17 protein-coding genes are annotated in these 17,742 nt (G+C 52.6%); 2 read left to right on the top strand and 15 right to left on the bottom strand.

Going from position 1 to position 17,742, the window contains the following annotated elements:
• Positions 1–331: 331 nt before the first annotated feature.
• The 9 genes from HZA49_09465 to HZA49_09505 all read right to left on the bottom strand — a co-directional run bounded on the left by HZA49_09465 (position 332) and on the right by HZA49_09505 (position 7,178).
• A complete protein-coding gene (locus HZA49_09465) occupies positions 332–2,002 on the bottom strand; it encodes a hypothetical protein (protein ID MBI5779666.1) in 1,671 nt (556 codons plus the stop codon).
• Between the two features lie 129 nt (positions 2,003–2,131).
• Positions 2,132–2,749, bottom strand: coding sequence for a phosphopantothenoylcysteine decarboxylase (locus tag HZA49_09470; protein MBI5779667.1), 618 nt, complete (start codon positions 2,747–2,749; stop codon positions 2,132–2,134).
• A 71-nt stretch (positions 2,750–2,820) separates the two neighbouring features.
• Positions 2,821–3,378, bottom strand: a complete 558-nt coding sequence (locus tag HZA49_09475) for a hypothetical protein (protein ID MBI5779668.1) — start codon at positions 3,376–3,378, stop codon at positions 2,821–2,823.
• A gap of 3 nt (positions 3,379–3,381) precedes the next feature.
• A complete protein-coding gene (locus tag HZA49_09480; protein ID MBI5779669.1) occupies positions 3,382–3,600 on the bottom strand; it encodes a hypothetical protein in 219 nt (72 codons plus the stop codon).
• Positions 3,601–3,686: 86 nt separating this feature from the next.
• The gene (gene gmk / locus HZA49_09485; protein MBI5779670.1) at positions 3,687–4,274 is read right to left on the bottom strand and encodes a guanylate kinase; all 588 of its coding nucleotides are present in this window, start codon (positions 4,272–4,274) and stop codon (positions 3,687–3,689) included.
• A gap of 42 nt (positions 4,275–4,316) precedes the next feature.
• The gene (locus HZA49_09490) at positions 4,317–5,270 is read right to left on the bottom strand and encodes a YicC family protein (protein ID MBI5779671.1); all 954 of its coding nucleotides are present in this window, start codon (positions 5,268–5,270) and stop codon (positions 4,317–4,319) included.
• The gene (locus HZA49_09495) at positions 5,271–5,900 is read right to left on the bottom strand and encodes an orotate phosphoribosyltransferase (GenBank protein MBI5779672.1); all 630 of its coding nucleotides are present in this window, start codon (positions 5,898–5,900) and stop codon (positions 5,271–5,273) included.
• Positions 5,901–5,940: 40 nt separating this feature from the next.
• A complete protein-coding gene (gene secG / locus HZA49_09500; protein MBI5779673.1) occupies positions 5,941–6,408 on the bottom strand; it encodes a preprotein translocase subunit SecG in 468 nt (155 codons plus the stop codon).
• A gap of 8 nt (positions 6,409–6,416) precedes the next feature.
• Entirely contained in the window at positions 6,417–7,178 is a 762-nt protein-coding gene (locus tag HZA49_09505) for a triose-phosphate isomerase (GenBank protein ID MBI5779674.1), read from the bottom strand.
• Between the two features lie 298 nt (positions 7,179–7,476).
• Here HZA49_09505 and HZA49_09510 point away from each other — a divergent pair, with 298 nt between their 5' ends.
• Positions 7,477–8,844, top strand: a complete 1,368-nt coding sequence (locus tag HZA49_09510) for a hypothetical protein (GenBank protein ID MBI5779675.1) — start codon at positions 7,477–7,479, stop codon at positions 8,842–8,844.
• A 77-nt stretch (positions 8,845–8,921) separates the two neighbouring features.
• Here the strand turns inward: HZA49_09510 and HZA49_09515 are convergent, their stop codons facing one another.
• The 5 genes from HZA49_09515 to HZA49_09535 all read right to left on the bottom strand — a co-directional run bounded on the left by HZA49_09515 (position 8,922) and on the right by HZA49_09535 (position 15,565).
• Entirely contained in the window at positions 8,922–9,908 is a 987-nt protein-coding gene (locus HZA49_09515) for a hypothetical protein (protein MBI5779676.1), read from the bottom strand.
• Positions 9,909–10,011: 103 nt separating this feature from the next.
• Positions 10,012–12,204: a BatA domain-containing protein gene (locus HZA49_09520; GenBank protein ID MBI5779677.1), complete on the bottom strand. Its 2,193-nt coding sequence runs from the start codon at positions 12,202–12,204 to the stop codon at positions 10,012–10,014.
• A 27-nt stretch (positions 12,205–12,231) separates the two neighbouring features.
• The gene (locus HZA49_09525) at positions 12,232–13,122 is read right to left on the bottom strand and encodes a DUF58 domain-containing protein (protein ID MBI5779678.1); all 891 of its coding nucleotides are present in this window, start codon (positions 13,120–13,122) and stop codon (positions 12,232–12,234) included.
• A 62-nt stretch (positions 13,123–13,184) separates the two neighbouring features.
• Positions 13,185–14,246 carry a MoxR family ATPase gene (locus HZA49_09530; protein MBI5779679.1) on the bottom strand — a complete coding sequence of 354 codons (1,062 nt, stop codon included), beginning with the start codon at positions 14,244–14,246 and terminating at the stop codon, positions 13,185–13,187.
• 101 nt (positions 14,247–14,347) lie between these two features.
• Positions 14,348–15,565 (bottom strand): glycoside hydrolase family 99-like domain-containing protein, encoded by a 1,218-nt coding sequence (locus tag HZA49_09535; protein MBI5779680.1) that lies wholly within the window; start codon positions 15,563–15,565, stop codon positions 14,348–14,350.
• Between the two features lie 125 nt (positions 15,566–15,690).
• Between HZA49_09535 and HZA49_09540 the strand changes: the two genes are divergently transcribed.
• Positions 15,691–17,310, top strand: coding sequence for a hypothetical protein (locus HZA49_09540; protein MBI5779681.1), 1,620 nt, complete (start codon positions 15,691–15,693; stop codon positions 17,308–17,310).
• Between the two features lie 114 nt (positions 17,311–17,424).
• Here the strand turns inward: HZA49_09540 and HZA49_09545 are convergent.
• The coding region (locus HZA49_09545; protein ID MBI5779682.1) for a hypothetical protein at positions 17,425–17,742 on the bottom strand (318 nt) is incomplete at its 5' end.

Below are 17,742 nucleotides of genomic sequence, written 5' to 3' on the forward strand. Positions count from 1 at the left end.
TACTACATGGACCGGGAGGGGATACTACATGGACCGGGAGGGGATACTACATAGGCCGGGAGAGGATACTGCATAGACCGGGAGTAGGTAGATACTACCCGGGGGGTACCTCCCCCCTCCCGCTATAAGGGATTGATTTATAATGGTTTACGGAAGAGAAAATAGCCCAAAATGGCCTGTTTTAGGGGTATCCATACGGGTTAAAAAGACGTCTCTACGGGTTATGGCGCCAAGGCGCCACAAGTTATAAGGACATCCCCATAAATTATAGGTAGATACCGATATAGGTATGGAAATGGGCTAAGCGACCCCCTTCAGGGATGGATACTGGTTATTGCAGTAGCCGGAGACTCGCGCGACGTAATCCCATAAGCAACAGGATAAACAGGAACGGTTCTATGCCCAGATAGCCGCAGACCCCGCGGCTGTCGTGAGCGCCGCCGCTGGAGCCGGCCAAGGCGCCTTCCTGGTTAAGGTCAAAGGCGATAATGCCCCGATAGGTTGTCGTGGAATAGGTTATCTCAATATAGGCCGTGTAGGTCTGGTAGTCATCAAGATTGGGATTATCCCAGGTGGTCCTGAAAACCCCCCAGGTATCCGGGGTTGAGGAAGTCATGGTTCTGAGGTCGCTGTCCGCAAAGTCAGTGATGGTGATAGTGACGCTGTCCGGCGCGGCGATAATCATCCCGTCATAGGTCAGCCAACTGGTGGTTTCCAGCCGGTTTGAGACGATGTTATAATTGATATTTCCCTTGACCTCCCAGGTATGCGTGGTTCCGCCTGCGTCCAATTCAATCTCAAATGTCGAGGCGCTTCGGTAAGGGGTGGTAGCATATGTTACTTCGCTTTTCGCCCAATAGGTTTTATTGGCTACCAGCGTGGTATTGGTCCAGGTGATAGTAAAAACACCATCAACACTCGGAATATTTGATTCAAGCGTCCTGACAAGGTTATCGTATTGGTCGTAGATGTCAATACGCAGATTGGTCAGGAGCGGGTTACCTTCCGGGTCCAAGACCGGCATTACCAACCCGTCCCTCGTAAACCAGCCGGTAGCAGTCAGACTATTATCAGACGGTTCATAGTTAAAGGTAACCGGTATCTGCCAGTTGTGAACCACAGACCCTTCCATCTTAATGGTGAATGTCCTATCAGCGTTAGCATCCCAGTTGTCCACGCCGGTATCCAGATACCCCATCTTGGTAAATATGGAGTTATGATTAGTATTATAAGGATAACCAATAGTTTTCGGAGAACTAACCGGATATATGGTCAAACCGCGGGTCGGATCCTGATATGTCATTGTTTTCATATGTTCGTTAGTCACCGTATCCAGGACATTGAAAGTAATGTAATAATAATCAATAGAGAATGGATTAGGGCTCTGGCCGTAGGCGGCTAAATCCCGGCTGTCGCAGATTCTGACCTTACTGTTGGCCTTTAGGCCACCCCGGTCCGGAATAGTCCAGTTATAAGAGCCGGTGTTTGAGGTGGTGATGACCAATTGGTTGTCGCTGACGAAGTTATCCGTAGAATAATATATTCCGACTGTGGGGACCGTGCCGGTGATAGCCCAACTGATGGTCTCGGTTCTGTTGGTGACCCATCTTTCGCCGCCGTCCGGGGCAAGCACATTGATATCGGCCCTGATTTTGAATGCCGCTGAGGTGCTTGATATTGATGGGGTGTCGAACGAGGAGACCCTGACCTTGACGCTGAAGTCCGGGGTGATGTCATTTGGGATGGTCCAGGCATAACCATTGGTATTATCGCAGGTGGTAATGGCATTTATATCGCTGACAAAATCATCCTTGGAATATTCTATGTTGACCGTGGCGATAGCGCCTTCGCTGGTCCAGGTAATGGGCTCGCTGGCGCCGACCTTGAGCGACTCGCTGCCGGCCGGATAGGTCACGGTAATCGCATCAGCCGGGGCAGCCAGCGCGCTGACCATCAGGATGAGAGCAGCCAGTGCAGTCCCAAGGATAATCTTGTTAATCATAATATTATCTCCTTATAATTTATTAGCAACTAAAACGCTGATGCTCATCTCACAGATGCTTTCAATCTATATATTAATATAAACGTTATTCCTGACTTGTCAAGTGGAATCTGAAAAATACTCCAGTGTTTAACTGACACTGACCAATTTAATTATAAACCCGCTGATTTGCTTCTTGGAGGTATTGTTAAACCGCTTGACCAAGCCCTGTCTACTATACATTTCAACCGTGGACCTGTCACTGCCAAAGGCATCCGGAGAGTTCAGGACCACATAATCAAGATTCTTGGCCCTTAGTTTCTTCAGGGCGTTACGCTTACCATTATCTGTCTCCAGGGCAAAGCCGATGAGAACCCTTTTTCCCTTTTTCCGCCCTAATTTCCTGAGGATATCCACAGTCGGAATGAGTTTAAGATTAAAGGTCTTAGAGGTCTTCTTTAACTTGCCCTTGAAACAATGGACCGGGGTGTAGTCACTGACCGCCGCGGCCATTATGACCGCATCGGTCTTGGCGTATGCCTTCATCACGGCCTGATACATCTGATGGGCCGAGGTTATCTTTATAATACGAACTCCGGACGGGGCTTTTAGCCCGGTCGGGCCTGAGATGAGAGTGACCTGATGACCCTTGCCTTTAGCGGCCCGGGCCAGTTCATAGCCCATCTTGCCTGAGGACAGGTTAGCCAGATAGCGAACCCGGTCGATGTATTCGTAGGTCGGCCCGGCTGTAATGAGAATATTCGCCATAAGTAGACAGTAGGCAGTACACAGTAGACAGGTAAAATAAATACCTGGTACTGTTTGCTCCTTTAACTGGATTATTTAATAAGCGAACCCAGATATTTTATGATAGTGTCAAAGTCAGCCAACCGGCCGATACCTGAGCCGCAAACCAGATGACCCTTGGCCGGGTCTATGAAATGATAGCCCTGTTCTTTTAGGCGCTTGATGTTGTTCTGGACAATCGGATTAAGGTACATTCGTTCATTCATGGCCGGGGCAATGATAACCTTAGACGCCTTGACCGACATAACCAAGGTGGTCAGGGCATCGTCCGCAATGCCCGAGGCAATCTTGCCGATGATATTCCCGCTGGCCGGCGCAATCAGCAGCGCCGAGAGTTTCTCCGCCAGGGCAATGTGCTGTGGGTCGAATTCATAATCCTCAGTAAATAAATCCGTAATAACCTTATGGTGCGACAGGGTCTGGAATGTCAGGGGCGTGACGAATTTCGCGGCCCCGGCGGTCATAACCACCGTGATATTTGCGCCCTGCTGGCTTAGGTAGGAAACCAGCTCGGCCGTCTTGTAGGCGGCAATGCTGCCGGTGACGCCGATGCCGATTTCCTTGCCTTTAAACTGGTTCTTGGTGACCATATATTATTTCTTTTTTGTCTTGGTCTCCTCGCCCGCCACCGTTAACCGGTCATCCAGGATCTCATCCAACATCGGTTCCATCAGGGCATAAAACGCCTTGTCCTGCTTTAAGCCGGCCTGCCTAAGGTCCCTAATGCGATGGATGAGGATAGCGGTTAATTTCAGCCGGCCGCCCAGTTTATCGGCTGCCAATTCTATCTTCTTCTCCAAGCTGTTTACCATATTTATTATCTCGCTTTCTTAGGGTCCCGCCTGAAGCGGGACTCTTAGACCTCGCCGTAACCCATAAGGGCGGAGGCGGGTTACATTTAGTATAAATTCTTTTTCACTATCTGCCGCATCTCTCCGACAGCCCGGGCAATGCGGTCGTTAATAACGTGGAAATCGTAATCGCGGGCATAGCGCATCTCAGCCCTGGCCCGCTTGAGGCGCTTATTTATCTCCGCTAATGTCTCCCGGCTCTGCCGTTTAATCAGCCGCTGTTTCAAGGTCCGGGCATCCGGCGGCAGGATAAAGATATAGACGCCCTTAAATCCCTTTCGTTTTAACGCCCTGGCGCCCCGGACATCAACCCGCAACAGCGGATATCTGCCCTGCCTGAAGACGCCGTTGAGCGACGCAACCGGCGTTCCATAATAATTACCAAAAAGCCGGGTATATTCAACAAATTTCTTATTTCTTATGCCGCCGGTAAATCCCTTAACAGTAAGGAAGTGATAATCCCGTCCGTCCTTTTCGCCGGGCCGGGGCTGGCGCGTGGTGGCGGTAATACAGGGTTTCAGCCGCCGCTCCAGGCGTAAGAGGTGTTCGCACAGGGTGGTCTTGCCCACGCCGGACGGGCCGGAAACAACTAAAATCTGGCGTAAAATAGTATCTCTCCCTTGCGAACTTTCCATTCCTTAGGGTATACCCCCACACCTATGCATAGGTGTAGGTGGTTATTCAATATTCTGCACCTGTTCCTTGATTTTCTCCAGTTCGCTCTTAAGCGAAATCACCGCATAGGTTATGGTAGTATTGGCGGACTTGCTGCCGATGGTGTTAATCTCCCTGAGCATCTCCTGGGTGATGAAGTCGAGTTTCTTACCCACCTCGTTATTCTGTTTTAAGGTGGCAGTAAACTCAGTTATATGCGAAGACAATCTTTTTATCTCCTCGTTGATATCCGACTTCTGGGCAAAGAGCGCCACCTCAACCGCGATATTGCGCTCCAGGCTGCTGAGGTCATTATTTCGGTTCTTTGGCTTGGCCCCATTATCAGGGTTGGAATGGCCTGAAAAATCCTTGTTCAGGGTGTATTTGTCCAGCACGTCCTGCAACCTCTTCCTGAAAGACGCCTCATAATCCGCCCGGATAGACGGCACAAACTTTTCTATCTTATTCAGGGAATCGCCCATCCGGTTCAGGTCTTTCTGGAGCGTCTTGGCCAGGCGGTCGCCTTCCCGCTGCCGCATCTTGACCAGGTTGCCCAGCGCCTGCCTGATTACCTTAACTATATACGACCATTCCTTATTGGTGATGTAATCGGTCTTGACCACCGGCTCCAGGACGCCGGGCAGGTTAATCAGGGTGTTAAGCGGAATATCATCCTTTAACCCCAGGGTTTTCTGGAGCAGTTTTAACTCCTGGTGATAATGCTTGATGATGGCCCGGTTGATTATCAATCGCGGGGTCCGGTCGGAGAATACCTTGATAAAAAGATTAATCGCGCCCCGCTTGAGATACTGGCGGGCAATCTCTTCGATATCGCTTTCATAGCCGCTCAGCAGTTCAGGCAGGTTCATCTTGAGATTCAGGAACCGGTTATTGACCGAGCGGACCTCGACCCTGATATTAAGCCGATTGGGGGCAATCCGGCCCCGGGCCTCGCCGTATCCGGTCATGCTCTTCATTTACTTTAATCCTCTTGAGCCGGGTTTTTCAGCCGGTATGCCCTGCTTGCAGAGCGGGCAGTTATCCGGCCGGTATATCGGCGGGTTAACCTGGATGATGGAATTATATCTTATGCCGAAGATTTCCTTGCCTTTCTCGGGACGGCGGTCCACCAGCGAGATAATACCAAGCACCTTGGCGCCCTGCTGGGTTATGACATCGACCACCTCCTTGACCGAGCCGCCGGTGGTAATGACATCCTCGGCTACGATGACCTGGCTTCCATCAGGCACGTTAAATCCCCGGCGCAAAGCCAATTTTCCCTCGACCCGCTCCAGATACATGGCCTGGGCCTTGTGGCGCAAACCAATACCCTTCCTTTGCCATCCCGAATTCATTCGGGAAAGCGCTCGGGCTAATTCATAGGAAAGAATGATACCGCCCAGGGCCGGGCCGACCACGATGTCTATGCCCTTGTTCTTCCAGGGTTTAATCAACTCCCTAGCCAGCTTGGCGGTCACTTTGGGGTCTTCCAGAATCCGGGCGCACTGGACATAGGTGTCGCTGTGGTTGCCCGAGGTCAGGATAAAATGCCCCTTCCTGACTGCCTGCAGTTTCTCGAATAATTTTATATAATTATCTGTGTTCACTTATCAACGTCTTTCATAACGCCGGATGCCCAGCGCCTGCTCATCTTCCCGTCGGAGAAACCGGAGCCGGTGCCGGTGCTTCCGGCGGTTTAGGCGGCGCCGGAGGAGTTACCGGTGCGGGTGGATTAACCGGCTGCGGCGGATTAGCCGTGACGGGCGTCTGAGGAACAGCCACCGGCGCAGTTGCAGTCGGTGTCACCTGGGAGGTTGCCACCTCTTTAGCCGGTGGAGCCTCTTTTTCATTGCTGATTAAGCCCCGGCTTATAGAAGTCCGCGGCATTTGGGCCAGAATAATAGCCAGAAGCAGGAATATCACGGCCAGGACCACAGTGACTCTGGTGGCCACTGAAATGGCTTTGACGCCCAGGAATGAATCCATTCCGCCGCCGCCGCCGAAGGCGCCGGCCAGCCCGCTCTCGCTATAATGCGGCTGGAGCAGTATTATCACAATGAGCAGAACGCTCACGATTACAAATAACACGGTTAAAAGTACTATCAGTATACCCATACCTATATTTATCCTTTCTTTACCCCATTCACAATCTTAATAAACGACTCGGCCGTAAGCGAGGCGCCGCCCACCAGGGCGCCGTCAATATCCTCTTGGGCCGCTAATAATCCGATATTATCCGGTTTGACGCTGCCGCCGTAGATAATCCGTATCTCCCGGGCAATGGTCTCGCTACTCAGGTGCGCCAGGAGCTTGCGGATAAATAAATGCACCTCCTGGGCCTGTTCCGGCGTGGCGTTTTTGCCGGTGCCGATGGCCCAGACCGGCTCGTAGGCCACAATGATATTCGGGAAATTATCCGCGGCAATCTCATCAAGCCCGGCCTCGACCTGCTGGCGGATGACCCGTTCGGTGGTGTTCTCCTGGCGCTCCTCCAGCAATTCACCCACGCAGAAGATGGGCTTTAAACCCGCGGCCAGGGCCGCCTTAATCTTCTTATTAATGGCATCGTTATCCTCCTTGAATATCTGCCGGCGCTCGGAATGCCCGATAATCACGTATTCGCAGCCGATATCCTTGAGCATGGCGAATGCCACCTCGCCGGTAAATGCGCCCTGGGGCTGGAAATATCCGTTCTGGGCGCCCAGCCGTATCTCCGAACCCTTCAGGGCATCTTTGACGGCCGCCAGGTAGACATAAGGCGGACAGAGCGCCGCCTCCTTGCCTTCCATATCCTTTAAACCGTTCTTGATATCCGCGGTTAAGGTTATCGCCTCTTCCAACTTAGTATGCATCTTCCAATTGCCGGCAATAAAAGGCGTTCTCATATCTGATCTCCTCTTTACTGCCCGTTTGAGTAAAACGAATTATGGCGCTCACGGGCAGTTATCCCGACAGTATTTGCCGGGGCAATACCTTTCAGGAACCACCATTATTATTTCCTGTTTTCCCAAAGTCAACTAAATTAGCAATTATTTAACCCGGCACGCAAAAGTATGCGCCGGACTGAAAAATACGATTTTACTTATTTTTCTTGAATATCCTGCCGATAATAATAATAATCACTGCCAGGCGGATATTATCCACCGGCCGGGATAAAATATTAAAAAAAGGAAAGGAGCGGATATGAAGAAAATAGGACTGCTGGTCGCGGTGGCATTCGTCATTGCGGCTGCCAACCTGCTTGATGCGAACCCGGTTGTGACAGACCAATCGGCTACCGGCGCCAAGCAAATCAAGATCTCTGGCGAGATGGAAACACCCATGGTCTCCAGGGATGCCGGGGTAAACAGCGTTCTGGACGGCGCCCCCCAGGTGGGCGATACCCTCTGGTCACCCCTTATCACACTCAACCTGGAAGCGGCCTTGGGCGACAAAATCACCGGATTGATTCAATTACAGAACAGACGCCTTGAGACCGGAGTCGGCACTGCCGCCAATATGGATTTCTTCGGCGGCACTAATGTTGAACCGGCCGTAAAACAGGCGCTGCTTAAATTGGAGAAATTCATCGTCCAGGACCTGACCTTCACCTACGGCTTGCAGAATCTCAAAACCACCCTGCGCGACGGCGAAGGGGCGTTCTTCCTGGATACCGGCTATGCCAGCACCACTGGCCCCCTGACCGAACCGAACGGCGCCGTTTGGAACCGCGCCAAGACTAACGGCGAATTCGGCGGGCTGCGTTTTGATTACGGCTCGCTCAAGAACAGCAATTTACAGGGCTTACTATTTACCGGCACGGTAAATAAAAACCCCACCGGCGGATTGCACGATACGACCTCGCTCACCGGCGCTGTGGCCTGGTTTAAGCTGGGCGATGAGAAAATCATCAATGCCCTGCTGACCCAGTTAAACAATGCCGAGAACGGGCTGAAAGTCCAGACTATCGGCGCGGGCGTCAATTACAACGGCGCGATGCCCAATTTGGGAGCTTATGCCGAATATTACAACCAGACCGGCGATGCCGCGGTTGGCGTAAAACAATCCGCCTCGGCTTATCGGCTGGGCGCAAAGTATGATGTCCAGCATTCCTTAAAACCCTATGTGGATTTATCATACTGGTTCCTTTCAGGCGGCGGCACCACCAAGAACAATAACTTCATCTCTCTGGAAAACGTCAAATCCACCATGATACTGGAAGATGAGGTGTTCGGCCTGGATTTGGACAGCAACTATACCGCCATTAAGCTGGAAACCGGCGTGGCGACCAAGGTTGACCTGGACAAGGACGGCTCACCCGAAGACCTTAAGGTAAAACTCCTGTTCGGCCAGTTTACGCTTTCGGACCAGCCCATGGGTATGACCGGTGTTGACGATTCCCTGGGCACCGAGGTTGATTTGGTTGTCACCCTGCAGTATAACCCGAGCGTTTCGTTTACGTTGGGTTATGCCACCTTAAGCAGCGGCGGGTTCTTCACAGACCCAACAACATATGGTGCGGCTGAGGATTCAATGAAAATGGTGTCCTTTGGCGCCAATGTAAAATTCTAAGAGTAAGCATCCGGAGATGTCCGCCCCCCGCCCCGATGTAACATCGGGACGGGGGGCTTTTTTATTGGAGTCTATCACTAATCCAGCGCCGGGTTGTATTCCTCGTTAATGTCTAGGTAATTGGCGCCGGTATCCAGTCCGCCGATGGCATATATCTTGTTGTTGACTACCGCAACAGACAGTCCGGTCCGAAAGGTAGGCATCGATTGCTTTACCGCCCATTGGTTGGCATTCGGGTCATAGAAATAATTGGTCTGGTAATAATAATATTGCCCTGAACTGTAGTTTTCGCCTCCGATAAAGTATATCTTGTTATTGATTACGCCCAGTCCGGCACACCCCCTTTGAGCCGGCACAACCGCCCCATTGAACCAACTATTTAAACCGGGTTCGTACATCTCATTGGCGTCTTCATAGGTGGTTAAGCTGGTGATTCCGCCCATGGCGTATATTTTGTTGTTGGCCATTCCGGCGCAATGTCCGCCCCGGCCGACAGTCATCGAGGCGCCGGTAGTCCAGGTGTCGCTGGCCGGAGTGTATATCAGGATAGGCAGGTAAAGCGTACCGAAATCGTTTCCGCCGGTGACATATATCTTGTTGTTGAATACCGCCACAGCCACCGCGCTCCGGGATACCGGCATAGGCGTTTTGGCCGCCCAGGTGTTGGAGACCGGGTCATATTCGTCGACCGTGGCATAGTATGTCGAGCCGTCATATCCTCCGATGGCGTATATCTTGTTATTGACCACGCCGATGGCCAGGGCCCGCCGGGCTATAGGTATGGGCGCTTTGGCGGTCCAGGTGTTGGCCACCGGGTCGTATTCCTCGTTTACAGCCTGATTGCTGAATGAATTAATGCCGCCGATGGCGTATATCTTGTTATTGACCACGCCGACGGCGCATAAGGCCCGGGCAGTGAGCATGGGTGACTTGGTGAACCAGGCCTGCTGAGCGCTGCTGCCGCTTGAGCCGCTACTGCCGCCGCAACCGCCGTAACTCGCCACGCTAACACAGGCAATGAATACGCTGAATATGATAACCTTTAACCATGGCTTGTTTGTCATATATTATTCCTTTCTGTTATATAAAAACTAAGCGGGCAAAATCACTGATGTCTTGGATGTAATATAACCGGATTTACCGGGAAATCAAGCACTTTCTTATTTTTTATCTCCTGCCGAATCGCCAGGCCAGGAGCATCTCCAGACCCACCGAAACCAGCAGGATGTAGAGCAAATACTTCCACAATTGACTGGTGGATAAGTCCGAAGAATCCTTCAGCGGCAGCCCGATTGTCCCTACGGGATAAACTCCATTGTCCCTGAAATCAAGCCCTTCGGCCGGGAATATCTCAACCGAAGGAATAAATGCCTTCAGTTCCTCCAGTGTTATCTTGCGCAGGTCGCCCTCAACCGGGTTCGGATTGACCGCAAAGAAAAACCCCTGGCTGCCGCCCGAGAGGGTGTATAAACCGGCATCCCGGGTGTCGTAGCGTATGACCGAGGATGTGGAACTGAGCGCCGACGGCGCCAGTGAAATAGAATCATTTTTAGACAGGCGCAGAGTATAGTTAGCTGACGGCGACTCCGCGGAAATCTCTATCGGCTCGCCGACAATCAGGTTGCGATTCACCGCCCGGTCGCGAAACGAGGCCAAATACATGGCCAGTTGGTCAACCAGCATCACATACATCGGCCGGGCCGGCATCAGGTTCCATTCGTTATCAGCCGAGGTGCCAATAACCATCACCCGGCCCTTGCCAACGGTTTTCTCGGCTATGATGGTTGGTTTATCAGGCCGGTTGAGCCGCGCTAAAACTGTTGCCGTTACTCCCTCTTCCACCAATCCGTAATACTGATAGACCGCCAGCGTATTAAACCGCTCTTTGATGGACGAGAAGAACGCCAAGGCCGGGTGGGCTAAATCAATCTCGCCGAACCTGGCTATTTCATTGTGCGCCGGGTCGCCCTTGACCTCGCCTAACGGGCAAGGCAACAACCCGGCCCCATTATTATATAGTAATTCATTATAGGCCGCCCGGTTTACCCGGTCGCCCAAGAACACCATCAGCCCACCGCCGTTACGGACGAAATTCTCCAGCTGCTCCGCCTTATCCCGGGTCAGGAATTCCACGTTTGCCATGATAATCAGGTCATATATCCCGATTTTTATGTCCTCAGTATTTATAAACTGGGTAGCGGTGGCCGTATCAATCCGGTACGGGGAAAAGACATCGCCGCTTGTCCCGTAAGGAGCTGACTGGGCAGACGGCGCTAAGGCATAACGCAAGAAAAGAATCTCGTCCTCGGACGGCTCAATCCCTGGCTCTCCGTTAATTATCACGGTATTTATGCCATCCTTGACCGCCACCGGATACAACCGGCTGTCATCGAGCATCAGGTTATCCGAGCCCAGCTCTATCTTTACCCAATACTGGCCCGGCTCGTTAAATGTATGGATAAAGGGAACTACCACCGAATTATTTCCCGGTATCTCCGCGGTTGACGAAGCATATCTCTGCCCCTGGATAGAGAAACTAACCTGAAGCGCACCCGGCGGAGCATCAGAGTTTGAATAATTCTTTATCTCAGCATAAAAGGTAACCGGTTTCCGGGCGGTAATAATAGTCTTATCGGTATAGACGCGGCTAATCTGGGTATTGCCGGGATTGAGCGGCCCGACCTGAATAACATTTACGGGCGTCGAGCCCAGAATATCCTTTTCTTTGAGGGTATTTATTTTATCCCAGGCCACCCGCTGGTTATCGGTTACCAGATACATAATCTTCCTGGATGAGGTGGATTTGTTCAATATCTCCCGGGCCAGGGCAAACATCTTGGATATATCCGTATCATAGTCCGAGAGAGCCAGATTAGCCAGTTTGCTCCTGGCCTGTTCCATCTGGTATGCTGACTCGCTGATAAGTATTTCCGGCCGGCCTGAGATGGTGATAATGGAAAGCTTGTCGCCTTTTTCGGGCTTGAGCTGCCCCATCAACCCGGCCGCCGCCTTTTTGGCATCTTCAAATGCATTTGACATGCCCAACCGGTAACCCATACTGTAGGAATTATCTATGGCAATGACCAGATGGGTATCCGGTTCCTTGAAGAGCACGCTGCCTTTGAGATACGGCTTAGCCAGGACAAAGGCCAAAACGGTGACAATCAGCATGCGCAGGAGCAGCAGGATGAGCGATTCCATCCGGAGCCGACGCCGGTTCTTATGCAGCGCCTTCAAGAGAAAATCCATGGCCGCCCAGCGGACTTGCTGGTAGCGCCGGCGGTTCAGCAGGTGGATAATCAGCGGTATGGCCGCGGCCAGGGCCAGCCAGGCAAATAACGGATTGACAAAATTCAGCATAAATTAATAGCTCATCCAAAAATCTAACTACTTCGCCGTTCTCCGGGCCAGATAGGCGCTTAAAGCCACATCCAATTTCTGATCCGTGGTTATCAGGTTATAATCAATCCGATTGGCCTGGCAGCCACGCCTGATGCCGTCCGTAAAGTCGTTGAGCACCTTGAGATAATCGGCCTTTAAAGCAATCGGGTCAGAGGTTATATCAGAATATTCCTCCAGTCCTTCAAAACGGGTCATCCGGTTGAACGGGAACCTCATCTCAAAATCGTCCAGGATATGGAAGACAATCACATCCTGGCCCCGCGACCTGATGCGGTTCAGGCCGGTCAGAATATTATCCGGTTCATCCAGCAGGTCTGAGATAACGATAACCATGCCCTTGCGGTCCAGGCGCTCGGAAATATAATCAGCCACGTTTTTGATATCGGTCTTCTTCTGGGGTGTAACAATCGAAAGTTGGTTGAGCACCAGATTCAGATGCGCCTGGTTGCTGTGCGGGGCGATGATTTCCCTGATTTCCGAATCAAACAGCACCAACCCGACCGCATCCTGCTGCTGAATCATCAGATAACTCAGGGCCGCGGCGATATAACGGCTGTATTCCAGCTTGGTCACCTCGCTCGAACCGTAGGCCATTGACTCCGAGACATCAAAGAGGATATAGCAGGCCAGATTGGTCTCCTGCTTGTATTGCTTGACCGAGAGCCGGTCCGAACGGCCGAAGAGTTTCCAGTCCAGGTGGCGCAGGTCGTCGCCCGGCACATATTCCCGGTGTGTGACGAACTCGGCGCTCACGCCCTTATACGGACTCTGGTGCATCCCGGCAATGTAACCCTCGACCACCAGCCGGGCCTTGAGGTCCAGGCGACTAATCTTGTTCAGCACCTTGGGGTCTAAATATTTAAGGTATTCTTGCATAAGTAAAGCGTAGAGCAAAGAGCGTAGAGCAACCCCGAAAGCATTCGGGGAAGCCCTATGCTCTATGCTTTAAATATCTTCGGCAATGACTTGTCTTCCAGCAACTCATTCTTGGCCAGGGGCGTAATCTCGATAAGCTTATCAATAATCTTATCCGTAGTGATACCCTCGGCCTCGGCCGCGAAGTTCCTGATAATCCGATGCCGCAGGACCGGATAGGCCACCGCCTTGACATCATCGCTGGTGACATAATAACGTCCCTGGAGCAGAGCCCGGGCCTGGGCGCTGGTGATGATATACTGGCTGGCCCGCGGCCCGGCGCCCCAGGATATCCACTGCCGGATAAATTCCGGCACCTCGCTGGCGTCCCCGTTTGTCGCATTCACCCGGGTCTGCCGGACTAATTTCAGGGTGTATTTCAATATGTAATCCGCCACCGGCACCTGCTTGACGGTCGACTGCAGTTTCAGGATATCCTCTTTCGTCAGCACCTTTTCCAGTTTGACATCAAAAGGCGACTGGGCCAGGTTCATGATGCTCATCTCCTCTGCATCCTTTGGGTAATCCACCTGGATACTGAACATAAACCGGTCCAGCTGCGCCTCGGGCAGCGGATACGTGCCTTCCTGCTCGATGGGATTCTGGGTGGCCAGGACAAAGAACGGCTGTTCCAGATGATATTTATTCCCGCCGGCCGTCACCTGCAGCTCCTGCATCGACTCCAGCAACGCTGATTGGGTCTTGGGCGGCGTCCGGTTGATTTCATCGGCCAGAATCACGTTGGCAAAAACCGGCCCGCGGATGAATTGCAAGCATCGGTTGCCGGTGGTCCGGTCGTCCTGGATGACATCCGTGCCGGTAATATCCGAAGGCATCAGGTCCGGCGTGAATTGTATCCGATTGAATGACAGCGACAGCGTCTGGGCCAGGGCCCGGACCATCAGGGTCTTGGCCAGTCCCGGCACGCCCACCAGCAGGCAATGCCCCTTGGAAAAGATGGAAATCAGCATCTCCTCAATCACCTGCTCCTGTCCGACCACGGCCTTCTTCATCTCTGCCTTAATGCGCTCATAGGCGTCCTTCATTTTCGTTACCGATTCCATATTTAATTCTTCTGTTGGCATATTATTCTCCTTTACAAATCCCCTCTTACCCCCCTTTGACAAAGGGGGGAAGCCTGGGGGGATTTAATTCGTGTGATTCGTTTTATTCGTCTTATTCGTGTTTACTCTTTCAGTCCCTCTTTGGTCAACCTCAAATACAAGTCTTGGTAATTATAATACCTGTATCCGCCGGTCAGCTCTGCCGGCGCCGAGCCCGGGGTCATAAAATCACTCGTCACCGGCTCAATCTGGGTATCGTCCGAGAACCCGTTGAACGAATTTATCATCAGCATGCCCAGCGACGGGTCAACATATTTCCGGGCGATATCAAGATAAACCGCATAGGTCGTACCCTCGTTTTCCTTGTCCACCGTGGCCTCGCGCGGCAGGATCGAATACTTATCCGCCTCTTTATTATACCCGCGGTTATTGAATCCGGGCATGGCGCAGGGAATAAACATCCCGTTACTCTCCCGGGCCAGCTGCTGGTAACTGCGGAATAGCGCGTCCAAATCCTTGAAGAACCCGGTCAGGACCGGCAGTCCGTCGTATCTGGTCGGACCGACAATCGTGTGCGCGGTGATGGCGTCAAAAACCGCTATCCGCTTTTTGTCCGGCCTGGTCTGGCGGCTGTCGCCTTCCGGGAAAATCACCTCGTCGCCCACCAGGAAGATATCCAATCCCGTCCTCTGCTGAACCACGTTGCAGGTCTTGGTTAGGGCCAATTCATAATCGCCCCGCAGCAGGTGCGAGACATATATGAACACCACCGGCCGGTTATTGATTTTCAGGTAATTCGGCTCCTTGAAATACTCATCCGCCGCGTAGAGCAGGTGATTCTGCAGCAACCTCAAGCTGTCATGGTCTATAATCACCACCCCCTTCTCAAAAGTCAGGATATAAGGCGTCTGGTAAACCAGGCAGAACTTAAAATCGCTCTTAGCGCGCTTGAGATAGGCGCTGAAATAGTTCTTGATAGTCACGTCCGAGGCCGAGCCCGGCCCGAACCAGTTCATGGCGAAGAAATCAATGCCGGCGCCCCTGGCCCAGTCCAGGTGCTGCTTTATCACCGCCTCGTCGCGGCAGGTGTATTCGCCCAGCTGCGGCTGCTGCTGGATATTCAGTTTCTCACGCAGGTATCTCTGCCAGAACGGCGAATCCTTGGCATCGTAGGTGTGATAATAGGCGCCGACCGAAATAGTCTTGGTTATCGGCGCCGCCTGGGCCGGAACGGCCTGGCCCGGCTTGCCCTTAGACACAGACAAAATCACCACAAAGGCAATGGCCGCGACCAGCGTCAGCGCGCCGACCACGATTAAAATAATATATATCTTTCGCATCGCCATCTAATATACTATTTGTGCCGACCCAAGACAAATAAAACCGCCTTTTACTTGACCAAAAGTTTTATATATACCATTATGTGCTGAAATTGACTTAATCCTTGTATAGAAAGAAGGAACGTATGAAGAAATCAGTCTGGTTGAGCGCATTGGTCACCGCCGGCATCATCACTTCTCTGGCCTGTAATAGTTCGCCTCAGGAACCGGTTAAGGCCGCCGCGCCAACCCCGCCAACTGAGCAAGTAAAAGTCGACTCGTCCGGCCGCATGGGCTCAACGATGAACGGAGAACAATCCAAGCCGGCTGCCAAGGCCAAACCGGCGGTTGACGAAAACGCCATTAAAGCCAGCGAACTGATGCGCGCCGGCGTTGAGGCCATCCAGTCCGGCGATTACCCTAAATCCCTGCAAACATATCAGGAAGTGCTCAAGCTAATCAAGGAAGACAATCCTGAGATAGGCACGGTATATTATAACTTGGCCTGCACCTATGCCCTGATGTCCCTTAAAGGCGGACCCGCCTCGGGCGGAAAGGAGACAACTCTGGCCCTGGAATACCTGGCCAAGGCCATCAAGGCCGGCTATGACAACCGGGAGTTCATTGAAGCCGACCCGGACCTGGTGTTCTTAAAGGACATGCCGGAATTCAAGGCGGTGCTGGATTTGATTCCGCCCATTACCGCGCTGGCCAATACGCCTGAGGACGACGCGGCCCAGAAAGAGGCCATAGAACTGATAGAAAAGGTGCACGGGCTGAAATTCAAGGAAATGCCCAAGTATCAGACCCTGACCCCGGAGATGTTCGCCCGCTCCTACGGCGGCCAGAGCGACTCCATCCAGGGATTCTACCGCTGGGCCGACAAGACCCTCTACCTCAAACAGGGACTTGACCCGGTCCGGTTCAAAGGCACCCGCATCCACGAGACCTTCCACGCCCTCCAGGACCAGTTATTCGGAATGGGTGAACTGCAAAAAACCATCAAGACCACGGACGGGAATTACGCCCTGCTGGCTTTGATAGAAGGCGATGCCACGCTCACCTTTATCGAATGCATGCCCGAGAGCATGGCCAAGATGATGATTGCGTCAGCCACGCCATGGCGGATGATGGGCGGTGAGCCGAAATACGACCGGAGCCAAAGGGGCGAGGCGGCCGCGCGCCAGGGCGCCTTCGGTTACTCCATCGCCGCCCGGTTCGTCCAGGCCATCAAAGAGGCCAAGGGCTGGGCCGGCGTCAACGCCATGTATACCAATATCCCCAAATCCACCGAACAGGTGCTCCATCCGGCCAAATACCTGGCCCAGGAACAGCCGGTCGAGGTCGCCTTACCTGAGGTAGCCGCCTCGCTCGGCGCGGGCTGGGAAGCATCCAAGCCGGATACGGCCGGCGAATTCGGGCTGCTGCTCGGCCTGCTGACTAATGAAAAATCCGGGCCGCTGGCCGAAGAGGCCGCCCTGGGCTGGGCCGGTGACAAGATTATCCTGGTCGGCAACAAAGGCGCGCAAAAAGGATTTGCCATTCATAAATCCGCCTGGGACACGGCCAAGGACGCCCGGGAATTCTTTGACGCCTCGGTCCTGGCTATGGAATCAAACGGCCAGGTCCAGAAAGACGGCAACATTGCCACGTCAGTTAACGACACCGGCGAGACTGATTATCTGGCGCTCAACGGCCTGAATGTGGTCATGGTCAATAACCTGCCGCCGGAACTCAAGGATAAGGTCATCCAATTGGTAAAATAGGACGATTAACCGCTCTTCTAATCCCCCTTCTTCCCCCTTTGCCAAAGGGGGATTGAGGGGGATTTTAATCTGCGTAATCCGTGCCATCTGTGTAATCTGTGTCATCTGTGGTTTTTACATCACATACCCCAAAATATAGATTACCAGTTCGGTGGAGTTGTTTCCTGACACGTATGCCTGCCACAAGAGGGTCCGGTCAGATGCCACCGGCATCAGGACTGATGCCCCGTTAGATACCCCAGGAGCGTTAGCCGGCGGCGCCATTACCTGCAGGGCATATTCCGCTCCCAACTGCCGAAAGATATAAACCATCATCCCGCCGTTGGCATAGCTCTGATTGATGACTGCGATGGAGACAATCACGGCTTTGGTGTTGAGCGGAATAATCGCCGAGAGGTCAACAGTCGCGGGTTGGGTGGTGGCAACAATCCC

This window comes from Planctomycetota bacterium (assembly GCA_016235865.1).
Taxonomy (GTDB): Bacteria; Planctomycetota; MHYJ01; order JACQXL01; family JACQXL01; genus JACRIK01.